Annotated in this window: 10 protein-coding genes and 1 pseudogene; 9 read left to right on the top strand and 2 right to left on the bottom strand. The window is 64.8% G+C overall.

The features are described 5' to 3' along the window. The first annotated feature begins 61 nt into the window (after nt 1-61). The 3 genes and pseudogenes from QSJ18_RS13380 to QSJ18_RS20245 form a co-directional block, all read left to right on the top strand. Nucleotides 62-523, top strand: coding sequence for a YbaB/EbfC family nucleoid-associated protein (locus QSJ18_RS13380; protein ID WP_286327009.1), 462 nt, complete (start codon nt 62-64; stop codon nt 521-523). Nucleotides 524-578: 55 nt separating this feature from the next. Then, nucleotides 579-878 (top strand): WXG100 family type VII secretion target, encoded by a 300-nt coding sequence (locus tag QSJ18_RS13375; RefSeq protein ID WP_286327008.1) that lies wholly within the window; start codon nt 579-581, stop codon nt 876-878. 47 nt (nt 879-925) lie between these two features. Then, nucleotides 926-1,276, top strand: a pseudogene (locus QSJ18_RS20245) (WXG100 family type VII secretion target); the annotation flags it as partial. Nucleotides 1,277-1,330: 54 nt separating this feature from the next. On the opposite strand, the gene QSJ18_RS13370 reads toward QSJ18_RS20245, so the two are convergent. Next, nucleotides 1,331-1,897 carry a hypothetical protein gene (locus QSJ18_RS13370; RefSeq protein WP_286327005.1) on the bottom strand — a complete coding sequence of 189 codons (567 nt, stop codon included), beginning with the start codon at nt 1,895-1,897 and terminating at the stop codon, nt 1,331-1,333. Nucleotides 1,898-3,226: 1,329 nt separating this feature from the next. Here QSJ18_RS13370 and QSJ18_RS13365 point away from each other — a divergent pair. Both QSJ18_RS13365 and QSJ18_RS13360 read left to right on the top strand, forming a co-directional pair. Beyond that, a complete protein-coding gene (locus QSJ18_RS13365; protein ID WP_286327003.1) occupies nt 3,227-5,671 on the top strand; it encodes a polymorphic toxin type 15 domain-containing protein in 2,445 nt (814 codons plus the stop codon). A gap of 66 nt (nt 5,672-5,737) precedes the next feature. Next, nucleotides 5,738-6,847, top strand: a complete 1,110-nt coding sequence (locus QSJ18_RS13360; protein WP_286327001.1) for a GAD-like domain-containing protein — start codon at nt 5,738-5,740, stop codon at nt 6,845-6,847. 52 nt (nt 6,848-6,899) lie between these two features. Here QSJ18_RS13360 and QSJ18_RS13355 read toward each other — a convergent pair whose 3' ends face one another. Next, complete coding sequence (locus QSJ18_RS13355) at nt 6,900-7,181, bottom strand: DUF4333 domain-containing protein (protein ID WP_286326999.1); 282 nt, start codon at nt 7,179-7,181, stop codon at nt 6,900-6,902. Nucleotides 7,182-7,481: 300 nt separating this feature from the next. On the opposite strand from QSJ18_RS13355, the gene QSJ18_RS13350 reads away from it, so the two are divergent. From QSJ18_RS13350 to QSJ18_RS13335, 4 genes are all read left to right on the top strand, one after another. Next, nucleotides 7,482-9,176: an RCC1 domain-containing protein gene (locus QSJ18_RS13350; protein ID WP_286326998.1), complete on the top strand. Its 1,695-nt coding sequence runs from the start codon at nt 7,482-7,484 to the stop codon at nt 9,174-9,176. Nucleotides 9,177-9,267: 91 nt separating this feature from the next. Continuing rightward, complete coding sequence (locus tag QSJ18_RS13345; RefSeq protein ID WP_286326997.1) at nt 9,268-10,878, top strand: hypothetical protein; 1,611 nt, start codon at nt 9,268-9,270, stop codon at nt 10,876-10,878. Further along, complete coding sequence (locus QSJ18_RS13340) at nt 10,875-11,846, top strand: hypothetical protein (RefSeq protein ID WP_286326996.1); 972 nt, start codon at nt 10,875-10,877, stop codon at nt 11,844-11,846. Before QSJ18_RS13345 ends, QSJ18_RS13340 begins: the two co-directional genes overlap by 4 nt. A 121-nt stretch (nt 11,847-11,967) precedes the next feature. Beyond that, on the top strand, nt 11,968-12,743 hold a 776-nt coding region (locus QSJ18_RS13335), incomplete at its 3' end, for a DUF222 domain-containing protein (protein WP_286326995.1).

Genomic DNA, 12,743 nt, shown 5'->3' with positions numbered 1-12,743 from the left:
CCACGGTGCTGGGGGTGTGCAACGATGGCCAGGACGTGACGGAAATCTGGGGGGATCGGTTGTGACGGCTGGGGGACACGAACTCGGGTTCGACTTCCACGAGTTGGTCGCCAATGCGCAGGAGCAGGTTGGGCGACTGATGGATGCGCAACGACAGCGTGCTGCGCTGGTTGCCTCGGCCTCGGTTGCCGACCGGATGGTCACTGTTCACGTGAACGCGCAGGGTGTCGTCATCAAGACCGAGATCGACGAGGACTTCCTCGACGACCACGACCTCGATGACTTGGCCGGATTCATCACCGAGGCCGCCCAGCAGGCGGCTGCGGACGTCGCTCGTCGGGGTGCGGAGCTGATGAAGCCTGTCGAAGAGGTCGCCGCCGGGATCCCGTCGCTATCCGAGGTTGTCGACGGTGCCCCGGATCTGCGCGACTTCATCGTGAGTGGCGAGCAGATCTCGACGGCACCGCCGGATGCGCCGGAACGATCCATTGCGCCGCACCCCGGTGCCGGCGGATGGGCGTGACACTCAACCCATCTCTGCGGACAAGAACCTCACCGGAATCCGAGTAGGAGCGATCATGGACCACGTCAAAGTTACTCCCGATCAGTTGCGTACTGCGGCAACGCATCTCGATAGCACTAGTGATCGTTTGAAAGCCATTGTGACCGGTCTGAACTCGACGTTGGGTGGGCTTGGTGCCCCGTGGGGTGGTGATGAGCCGGGTACCAATTTCGCGACCGGTGGCGCGGGAGGCGGATACCTGGGGCAGAGCAAGGGTGTGTTGGAGGCGATGACCGGGCAGTACGAGTTCTTGACTGCATTGTCGGAGAATATGGATGGGGCTGCTGACAATCTCGAGCAGACCGATACTGTCTGACGCCTGCGGGTGTCGGTGGGGATCGTGGTGTGGGGTGAGGGGACGCTGTGACCAGGCTGGAGATTCCGAGCGGGTTGCAGTGGGTGTCATACCTGGCCGGGGAGAAGTGGCCTGAGGGTGATGAAGAGGCGTTGTGGCAGATCGCCGATACGTGGCGGGAACATGCCGGGCAACTGCAGGGTCTCAACGGTGACCTGACGTCGGTTACCAACGAGGTGTTGGCGATCTATGAGGGTCAGGGCGCGCAGGCGTTGCAGGACCAGTTTGCCAAGATGTTTGGTGGTGATTACTCGTTCGACCGGCTTGCTGAGGGGATGAACGGGCTGGCGGATATGGCCCGTGCGACGGGCACCCAGATCGAGTACACGAAGTACAACATCATCGCGTCACTGTCGATTGCTGCGATTCAGATCCTCGCCGCGATTGCGAACGCGTGGTGGACCGGTGGTGCATCACTCGGTCTGATTCCGATTATCCAAGCCGCAATTCGGATGGCGATCGCCTTCGTCCAACGCAAATTGTTGCGGGAGATTCTGCAGAAGATCGCCGAGAAGGCTGCGAGCACAGCGGTCCGGAAGCTGGCAGTGCGGGCCGTCGTCCTCAACATCGCCAAGGAGACCGCGAAGTGGTCGGCGATCGGGGCGGCCCAGGAACTCGGTATCCAGCAGATGCAGATCAATGCTGGTCACCGCGATGAGATCGATCGGGACCAGTTCAAGACTGTCATGAAGGCCAGCGTTGTTGGGGCGGCGGTCGGTGGTGCTTCGGCGCATGGTCTGAACGCGGGCGCTAACCGATATCTGGGGCCGGCCGGTAGTAACGCGGCCGTCTTCGCGCGTGGTGGAACGATTGGCTTTATCAGCGGCGTGGCAGGCAACGGTAGTGCGATGCTCCTGACCGGCGGCCACTTCAACGCTGCGGGCTTCTTCGGTTCCGCGATCACCGGTGCCATCCCCGGTGGTGGTGGGCGTGGTGGTGAGGGTGGCGGCGTGCATGGCGGCACCGGTGGAAACACCCATCTACCCGGAGATGTTGGGGCGCATAATAATTCGCCGGGTTCTGGTTCGGGTTCGGGGTCGGGGGATGGCGCCGGACGAGGGTCGGGAGACGGGGCAACCGGCCACCCGCAGGGTGACGGGGCCAACTCCGGGGCCGATGCGAACGGGTCGGGTTCTGAGCATTCCGGAGCGCCGGGCGATTCGACCGGAAACGGCACGGGTTCCGGAACGGGTCACGGAGACGGTGAATCCGGTGTGTCGCCGCATGATTCGGGGTCGGGTTCCCGGGAGGGGGTTGGGACTTCGGGTGGGCAACACGACGCGGGTGCAACGAATACCCCGCAGTCGGCCGGACTGTCTGATTCGGGCGCCAATGCCGGGCATGGCGCCACGGAGAATTCGGGTGGTCAACATCCGAATGGGGCGTCGACTCCCGACACCGGCGGCGGGCAGCAGTTGGGCAACAATCCGACCGCCGGTGACGCGGGCGGCGCAACCACGCCGCACGCTGACCCGAATTCTGGTGCAGTACAGTCTAATACGCAGCAACCTAACGCGGCGTCGCAGTCGGGTGTTGCTCAGTCGAATCCGGGTGCGGCGGCAGCCAACGCTGCGACGCCGGCGGCGGCGAGCACTGGGGCGCCGGCTGGTGCTTCGGCAACGCCCGCCGCGGCCACTGCGGGAGGTGGTGCCCCGGCTGCCGCGAATTCCGCTGCGTCCTCCGGTTCGCCCGCAACGACCGGGAATGCTCTTGGTACACAACCGGTATCGAGCACACACGGTGCGGGCGCGTCCGGTGCGGGTGCGGGTGCGCCCCGTCTCACCTCGATCGGTGCGATCGCTGATCATCCCGCGGCATCCAATGCTGGTGCGGCGTCGGCGAAACCGGCCGGTGCGGGTACGCCGCAAATGGTTCGTGCTGAACCCGGTGGTGAGTCGCGAGCTGGCGCGGCGGAATCGGCCCGTGCGGGTGCGGGGAGTCGTGCCGAGGTCGGTTCCGGGGCCGGTCGCGATCATGGTGCGGGTGGCAGTTCGAATCGTGATGGTGCGGTGGATCGTTCGATGCCGGCTAACGGCGAACAGGGCGGCCGACACGCCGCGCCCGAACCCCCTCGCGATGGTGCGTCGGAGTCGGGTCGCGGTGCTGAGGGGTCGCAGCACCGGGGGCCTGAACACGAGTCGGGCGCGGGTGGCCAGGATCGCGGCGGCGAACAGACCACGGGTAAGCATGCGCAGTCGGAGGGCGCCGAGCCTCGGGGGCGCCATGCGGCGCCGGAGGAGACGTCGCATCAGCCAGGTAGGCATCGCGACGACACTTCGTCCGAGGCAGCGCCCACGCCGAGGGTGCCGGTGGAGTTCGTGCCGAGTACGGGCGGTCACAGCGATCCGGCGGCGATACCTGCACATGTGCGGGAGTCGTTGCCGGGCGGTGACGGACAAGGACAGGGTGGGCGCCACGCGGCGAATGATCACGACGGGAACGGCCCGGGGCGTGAGCGTGGTCCTGATGGCAACCGAGACGACACCGGACCGCCACACCGTCGCGGGGAGTCGCCGGAGGAGCAGAGTCAGCGGCGCCAACAAGACGAGGCCGCGAACCGCAAGATGGCCGAGGAGCGGATCGACAAGCAGGTCAAGGCCCTGCAGAAGTCCGAAGAGGCGATCGCCAAGGCGATGAAGGCAGTGCCGTCGACGGAACAGGGTGTGTCCCAAGTCGTTTCGCACATGGCACACACCGCCCCGGATGCGTTGACGATGGTGGTGGTCGGTACCGCGGTGACTGGTGTTGCTGCCGCGAAGGGCGTGCATCATCTGGTGACACGGGCGATCGAGGCTGTTCGAGCCAAGGTGGCCGGTTGGCGTGCGAGGTTCGGCGGCGATGAGGGTGGCGCGCAGCCGCATTCGCCGGCGTCGCGTGATGGCGACGGGCATGCCGGTTCTGAGGGGCGTGTTGGTGACCGCGATGGCTCTGATGGTCCTGCGCGCGAGCTGCCTCAGTCGCATCGTGACGGTGATGGACCCGCGGGTGGTGAGCGTCCAGCGGCCGGTGATCGGGTGTCGTTGGGTGATCTGCCGACCCGGGCTTCGGTGGATGAGGCTGCGGGCAAGATCGATTCGACGAACTCGTCGGGTCGCGGCTGTGCCGATGGTGCGGTGGGGATGCGTGACCTGATTGCGACGGGTGAGTCGTCGGTGCCGGCTGACCGCGGTGCGGACTATGCCGGGCAGAGTGTCAACGAGTTGGCCGGTCGTTTGGGTGGTGACCGCTTTACTCACGCCGATGTGGAGTCGATTCGTGCGACGTTGGAGGGGTTGGGGGATAGGGCTTCTGCGACGATCGTCGGGCGTCACCCTGATGGCGAGTTGCATGCGGTGACGGTGATGCGGGTCGATGGCGAGTTCGTGGTCGTGGATCCGTCGGCGCCGGCGGGGCATCGCGTGTCGGATCTGGGTGCGGGGTTGAAGCATTTCAGTGAGATGGGTGCGGTGTTCCATGATGGGCATCGGCCGGTGCGTGCGTCGGACTCGCGGGTGACGCATCCGTCGGAGTTGGGTCCGCGCAAGGCGTTTGGTGAGCACGAGCGGGTGGGGACGCGGCGCGATCCTGAGGAGGGGACGAACGCTGATGGAGATGAAGATGGTGGTTCCGGCGTCGGGCAACGCCATGGAGAAGACGCAGTAGACGGGGACCATACGGATTCTGATGATGCTGCGACACCGGTCGATCCGGCGGAGGTCGCGCGGCAGGCCAACCACGATCGGATCCAGTCGGTCATCGATGATGCGCGAGCTCGGCAGGCTGCGTTGAACCGGGCACGGCTCGATCTCGAAGCGGCGGAGAAGGCCGGTGCTCCCAAGTCGGAGATCGATGCGGCGAAGGAGCGAGTGGATAGGGCAAAGAACGACTTCGACGTCGCGAACGACCGTCAGAGTCGTGAGGTCGAGGGCGCGTACAATGTGCGTGAGGACTCAGATGGCAAGACACACTACAGGCGTCGCGCTGGTGGTGAGGCTGCGGGCTACCCCCAACTGCGCGTCGATGATGACGGACTACCCGCTCTGGTGGAACCAAAGCCGCCAAGCCCTGGCGAGGCAGCTCAACGCCAGGAGCTGGCCGATGCACTGGCTGAAGCTCGCAATGATCCGGCCGCGGCCAGGACCGATCCTGAGAAGGTAATCACCAAGGTACGCGATGAACATCGCGACGGGCTTCGCGCCGACGAGAGAGCGCGCTACAGCAGGGAACTGGACGAGTCTCAAACCAATACGGAGCACAGAGACAACCCGGACAACGACCTGACCTACGAGTACGAGAGGCATGCCGGGGACCACATGCGCCCGACTGTCGACCGCCAGGAGCTGGCGGCGCAGGTCGAGTCGCAAAGGCATGGACTGGAAACACGGTCGATCGACGAGTTGATCGCATCGATCGAGGGGTACGACAGCAAGCATCGTGACTCGACGGCAGCTACGCGACAGCAACGTCGGTCCGAGCTTGCGGCCCTAGTTGAATTGGCATTGCTGACGGAAGGATACAAACCGGCGGTCGCGACCCGCCTTGCCTCGGCGTATTCAGACGTCCAGTTGCGTGGAAACGGATCAGATCAGGTCATTACGCACAACCAGGATCAAGTGATGGGTGGACGGCGGTCGGCCGAAACGTACGGAGACAGTGATGCGAACGGCATGCTCGGGTCGCTGAGCAAGAACGAGAAGGACGAATTCCTGAAGTGGCTGAAAGCGCGGAGTGATGAATTCGGCGGGAGTGCGATATACGTCAGTATCCGCATCTAGACCTGAGTAACTCAGCGCGGCAAATGCTGGGGTATTTTGGACAGCAGCAATTGAAGGGACGGAATTGTGGTCGATCTGGAAGAGTTTGTTGATGCGTGGGTGCAGGATGTGAGCATCCTCTGGCAGGGTCCATTTCCGGCCGATGAACATGTCAACCGGTTCGGGGATGTGTTGCCTGAGTTCGTCCTGGCGTTATGGAGTCGGGTGGGGTTTTCGGGGTTTGGTGATGGTGCCATGTGGTTGGTGGATCCGTTGGTGTGGGCGGATGCAGGTGCGGAGATGACTCGTGGAGTCGAAGTGGAGTTTTTGGAGCCAGGTGCGTTGTTGGTTCCGGTGGCGCGTAGTGCGTTTGGTGAAATGTGGTTTTGGAGTCCAGGGTGTGGAGTGTGTCTATCGGTGGCACCGGCAACGGGAGAGTTTCATGCTCGTCGGTTGCCAAACGCGGACGGCGATCCGGAGACGGTGGCATATGTGGGATTTTCTTCGATGAAGCGCGCAGCAATGGACATTTTCGACAGTGATGACGAAGGGTTGTTTTCCCAAGCGTTGGAACGATTGGGTCCGGTGAGCGTGGATGAGTGTTATGGGTTTGTGCCGTCATTGTTGTTTGGTGTGCCTCCTGAGTTAGGAAATATTCATAAGGTGAAGGTGCGTGAGCATCTGAGGGTGTTGGACATGATTCGGCGTGGTGAGTTCACGTTGGAGACAGGCCCGCCTGTTATGCCCGCTGAGGATGAGGTCTCCGATGGCGTGAATCCTGTTGGTGGGATGGGTGATTCGGAGACTGTCGGACGGATGGTTCAGGCGTTGGGAGAGTTGGCGTCGGAGTCGATGCCGGGGTGGGATGCTGTGGTGGGTACGGGGGTCGTTGACGACGTCGATGATGGTTTGTTCGATCATGCTGTCGTCGGCTATATCGGTGGTGAGGGACAGCGGATTCGGACGCGCGGGCCGGGGCGGGCGGAGTTGACCAAGCCGTTCGTGCGAGCGGTTGCTGAATTGCGGTCGGCGCACGGCAGTGGCTGGGAAGGTGTGAAGGTGACAGTGCGACGTGGGGGTGATGTCGGCGCTATTCAGTCGTTTGATCGGTCCGAGGTGGTGCGGTGGACGACGGGGTTCGATGAAAGTCCGTCACCTGAGCAATTGATCGAGCTCTTGCGGCCGGCCGATTTGTAGTACGACACCGCGAATAGCGCGGTCTTGTACTACAGGAAGCCGGGACCGACAATCAGAACGTCGGGCGCGGAACCCGCACTCCCACTGTGAACTTCCCGTCGTCGCGTATCTCGATGGTCGCCTCTTCACGTTGGCCGTCGGCGATGAAGCTGCACGTGAAGACGGAACCCTCGTGGGTGGGTGCGTCGGTCGGGCACTGGACGTCACTGACGCGGCCGTCGCCGTGCACAGATTCAGCGGCAGAGGTGACGCGGTCGACGAAGTCGTCGGTGGTCGGTTCGCTGTCGCCGCCGACCAGGACGACGAGCATCGCGATCAGAGCGACGACGACCACGGTGCCCGCCGCCGCGATGCAGAGCAGTTGAGGTCGACGATTGTTCGGTGGGGAGGGCGACCCGCCTGCCGCTATCGGGTGATCCCCAGTTGCCCGTCATCGCGGTTTCCTCATCGGTCGATGGTGCATGACCTCCCCCATCAGCCACGATCGCGCGTGGCCGCCCTCTGAATCTGATTAGGGAGCCTATCAACCGACGATGTGCCGGAGGAGTCGCGCAGTTGGGTTGTCGGTCGGGTTGGTTAGGCTCCACAACGAGGACGTATGGCGCGCCGCAGGTGCGGTGACGAGGGGGTGGCAATGGCTCAGACGGCTCGACTGATCGTCGTCGAATCCGGACTTCCGGTGATCGGGCCGGGTGAACCGTCGGGGATTCGGTTGCCCGAGGCTGGGTTGATCGCACCGGAGGTTCCCGCTGTCGTCGACCGGGTCGCCGGTGCGTTGGATTTCCTGCGTGATCAGTCGATCCCGCATGGCCCCATCGCTGCGGGTGACGTGCGCGTACGTCGAGATCCGGAGACACTTCAGGTCGCGGGCATCGAGTTCGCCATTTCCGGTTCCGATGCCGCACCGACGGCCGACGACGATGTGCGCTCGCTGGCGCAGTTGGTCCATGACGGACTCGGTGCGCTGGTCGGCCCGGAAGCGAATGCTGTTCTGGTCGAGGCGCTCGGGCAGCCTTCCTATCCGGACTCTCGGACATTGGCCGCGCGGATCATCGCCCTCAGCGTGCAACCGTCCACACATGTGCAGTACACGGAAATGCATCACCAGGCCATGGGGCAGCAGCCGGTGGCCGGTCCGCCGACACCTTGGCCTGGACAGCCCGCGCCGAGTGCGAGAAGGGGGCGCCGTGGGCTGATCATCGCGACCGTCATCGGCGCGGTGGTACTGCTCGTCGGCGGCACCATCGCCGGCCTGATGCTGACGCGGGATTCCGACGACGGACCGTCGGCCGCCGGACTGCCCCGCCAGGAGTACCTGCTGGCCAACCCCGACGGCGTCGACGTCGGATCGTGGACAGCGGTCAGTGTTGCCGACGCGATGGAAGACTCGCTACCGACGATCTGCGCGGTGTCGGACAACCGTGTCTTCTGCCGAAGCCGGTGGAGTTCGATGTCCACGCGCAAGTCGGAAGGGTCGGTCGACCCCGAACAGGTGACGAAGGTCGACGACATCAACGACGTGACCTCGGTCAGCGTCGGTGAGGCCGCCTGCGCCGTCACCGGCGGTAAGGCGGCGTGCTGGGGCGGCACCGCAGGACTCAACGGTGCGAAGGACGCCGACGGGCGATCGGGGATTGTGTCCGGCCTGGGTAACGTGACGGCCGTGGCTGCGGCGCAACGAGTTGTCTGCGCGGTCAGCGACGGTTCGGTGTGGTGCTGGGGCGACGCGACTTTCAGCGATGACTACGAAACCCGACCCGATGTTCCGCCGTTGGTGGTGCCCGGGTTGGCCGGTGTCACCGACATCGCGGTGGACGATTCCCATGCATGTGCAATCGCCGGGCAGCGTGCCTACTGCTGGGGGAGCGACAAGTACGGGGCCATCGGAATGGGACTCAACGGACGGACACGGGCCGACACCCCCGAACCGGTCAAGCGGCTGGGTGCAGTGTCGGCGATCGCCGTTGCCGGCCAGCATTCCTGTGCCATTTCCGCCGGTCAGGTGTACTGCTGGGGAACCAACTTCGGGGCGCCGGTGCTGGGCTTCCCAGTGGAGTGGAGGCAATCCCCCGAGCCGGGGCTGGTTCCCGGACTGACCGGTGCGACCGCGATTGCCGCAGCCGACGACCACACCTGTGCAGTCGTGCGCGGCAGCGTGTGGTGCTGGGGCGAGAACCGGGACGGGCAGCTCGGCACCGGCAACCTCACACCGTCTCCCGAACCCGTCCAGGTGCCAGGTCTGACTCAGGTGACGGCGATCTCGGCAACCAAGGCACGCACGTGTGTTGTGAACGCGGGCAATCTCTACTGCTGGGGACGAATGAAGTAGCTCATCGGCCGGGTAAGACTGGCCAGGGCGTTGAATGCGCCGGTTAAACTCGGCGCAAGCGCTGTAGGCGGACGCATGGGGGATGTCAGAAGTGACCAAGATCGTCGTGGATTCGGGGCTACCGACCCTCGAGACAACCGAAGCCGCCGGCATCCCGGTGGCATACGGCGGGGTCGCCGCCGCAGAGATCCCGGCGGTGATCGACCGGGTGGCAGGTGCGATCGACTACCTCCGGGCGGGGTCGATGGCCCGCGAACGGGTCGGTGCCGGCGACGTCCGCATACGTCGCGCGGGAAATCAGCAGGTGATCGGCATCGAGTTCGGATTGCCCGAACCGGGTACCGCGACGGTGTCGACGCTCGATGCGGATGTGCATGCATTCGCCCACTTCGTGCAGGCCGCAGTGGGGGCGGCCGCCGCCGACCCCGGGATCTCGTCCATCCTCGTGCCTGCGGCAACCATGCCGGGCCAGTACCCCGACTGCCGGTCGTTGGCGGCACGGGTGATCGACCAACTGTCGCAAACCACTGCTGCCGCGACACCTGAGCCCCCTACTTCGGCCGCCGCGCCTACGACGCCCGTTGCAGCAGAGTCGCTTCCGACTCCACTGCTTCCGTCGCCTGCGACTCAGCTGCCGCCCGCGCCGCAGGTGCACACCGCGCCCCCGACATCTGCGGCAGATCCGGGGCCGACTCCTCAGTTCCCGCCGTCCGCGGTGTCGACGCCGCCCGCAGCACAGGTACCCACCGGGCCGACGCCGCAGTTCGACGCCGCGACGCCGGGGCAGGCGGGGCCACCGATGCCTCCCGAAGGGTTGGGCATGTCTCAGCCCTACGCGGCGCCCGCGCCGGATCGTCGTCGACGCAAACATGTGCTTGTCGGCGTCGGCGTTGCCGCGGTCATCGCTCTCGTGGCGGCAGCGGTCGGCGTGTGGGCGCTCAACGGCGATGATGAGACTGCGAACCTCGACGCGGCCAAGAGTGCCGCCTTTTGGGAGCAGCAGATCGGCGTGGTGACCAACTGTGCGACCGACAGCCCGGGATCGCACAACGCCGACGGCGTGACAGTCAACCTGGAAACCTTCTATCGCCGTGCGCTGGTGCCGTGTTTCGCGCAGATGTGGCGGACGCCGCTGGCCGCGGCGGGGACGCCGATGCCGGATGGTGGTTACACGATGACGGTCAGCAGCGCGCTGCCGCAGGCAGGCGCGACGGGAGTCGTCAGCAGTTGCGCCACTGAGTACCGTCCGGGCCTGCGATATGTCAACTGTCCGAAGGGATTTTGGCTGCGCGACACGACGGAGCAGTACAGCGAATTGCCGGTTGCCTACGCCTATGACCTCTCGGCGTCAATGGTGGCCTACCAGGCGTTGATCACCTCCGGGGTCGTGGAGTCGGTCACCGATGCGATGGAGTTGGCCGGATCGTCGTCGGAGGAGGCAGCCGGTTTCTCCCGGGCGCTCAATGCCGCCGCCGCCTGCCTCGGCGGTGTGATGGTGAAAACCCATCAGGGACAAGGGCTGTCCGACGCAGATGTGGCGATGATCCGCAACACTGCGACATTCGGATCGGTGAGCGCCGACGCAGGCCCCGCCTTCGATGTCACCCCCGGGAACTACCGCTACTGGCGCAATTACGGCATCGATCATCCGAGCATCGAGGCCTGCCGCCTACCGCTGGAGAATCAGGAGCACGTGAAGTGAGAATCCCACGTATGCGCGTGATGGTGGCCGCGGTGATCAGTTCGATTGCCCTGTCGATGACTCCGGTTGTGGCGGTGGCCGATCCGCCGGTGGAATCCTGCTCACTCGAACAGCTCCAGTCGTTGACCAGCCAACTCAACGCACTGAACGCACGGATCGCGGCCCACAACAACCAGTCCGTCGACCAGACGAATGCGGGTGCTGTCGCGGCATACAATGCGCGGGCAGTCCAGCTCGAACGCGAACGCGACCAGCTCGCCGCCCAGGTTCGGCAGTGCGGGCAGGCGATGGACAACGAACCGCCTCCCAGTATGCCGAGTCTGCCGAATATTCCGGGTATGCCGAATATTCCGGGTTTGCCGACCGGTGCGACCCCGCCTGGCGCGGACGGTGGTGTGGCATCGCGTGGATCGGCACCGCTCTATGTTTGGGTGGCGATGAGTACGGGGACGATCACTGACGAGAACGGCAACGTTTCCCCGGACCAGGGCGCCGAAGCCGCCCGCCGATACGGCATCCCGGACAGGGTTCTCAACCGAGAAAGCTTCGCCGCCTACCGAGGCCGGACCGGCAACGACATCATCGCCCAGTACACCGACCCCAACACCGGCCGCTGGAAGTGGCCGGCCAACTATGGATTCGAACACGAACCGATCCCGCAACGGAGCTTCGCTCATGGCTACCCGTATGACGGCTTCCTCGACGCGGACCCCGAGAGTGGGATCTACTTCGAGGGCACCCGTTACGAACGGCGGTCATTGCCGCCGGGAACGCTCGGCCCTTACGTGAAGCTGGACGGCACGGGTAAGCGGATGCCGCGCAACTATCACCTGCTGATGGATATCGTCGGCCCGGCCTTCGGCAGTGCCGGCGGCGGCGACAAGGCGATCGTGATCAACACCGACACCAACAAGCCGGTCCCGCTGCGCCAGCTCATTGCGGAAGGGTACTTGCGCGTCGTGCCGTAACGGGTCGGTCGAAGGACCCGTTCGGTGTGACTTGGGTTCACTGCGGTTCACCGCTGGGACAACTGGTTTGACCTGTGGAAATAGATATTGACTCGAACGCATGTGCGAGTACTGTCGGGTTATGGACCTGACCGAACTGTTCGACTCCCTCACCGATGAACCACCCGACTACACACGGTTGGATGGCCCCGCTGCCCTCGATTTGTTCCGCATTGTGCTGCGACTGCGTACGGTGCTCGATCACCACGCGGTGACGTTGGTGTCGATGCTCGACCGACTGCATGTTGCCGACCGGCAGGGCCGGTCGTTGCGGGAGTTGTTGATCGTGTTGGGGTGCGCACCGGCGGTGGCGTCGCGGCTGATTCGAGTCGCGGCCTCGCTGGATCTGGCGCCACGGTTGGCCGCGCATCTCGCTGATGGGGTGGTCTCGATCGAGCATGCCGATGCGGTGATGCGTGGGATCGTGCACATCGGGACCCGACGCCGCGAGCCTCTCGACGATGAGTCGCGCCAACGGTATGTGACCGATCTTGTCGCGCAAGTGTTCTCGGGGGCCACCCCGGCTGAGGTGGCTGTCCGGGCCCGCACTCTGGGGAACCTTGAGGCCGACGACTCCGCAGCGGGGGTGCCGGCAGGGGAGGACCGCAGTGTTGATCGGTTGGATGTGACGGTGACCGCGGATGGTCGGGTGGCGATTGTCGGGGATGTGGATGCGGTGATCGGCGCGAAACTCGCGAGCGCGGTGGACGCGCTGTCGGCGCCACGCCCGCAGCCGGATGGGTCACCCGATGCCCGGTCTGCGACTCGTCGTCGGGCCGAGGCATTGGAACAAGTGTTGGATGCGGCGGCGATGGCTGCGGAATCGGGTGTGTTGCAGGGCATGCCGAAATATCAGAC

Source organism: Gordonia heveisoli, from assembly GCF_030315745.1.
GTDB lineage: Bacteria > Actinomycetota > Actinomycetes > Mycobacteriales > Mycobacteriaceae > Gordonia.
This window is presented reverse-complemented; position numbering and strand designations above follow the sequence as displayed.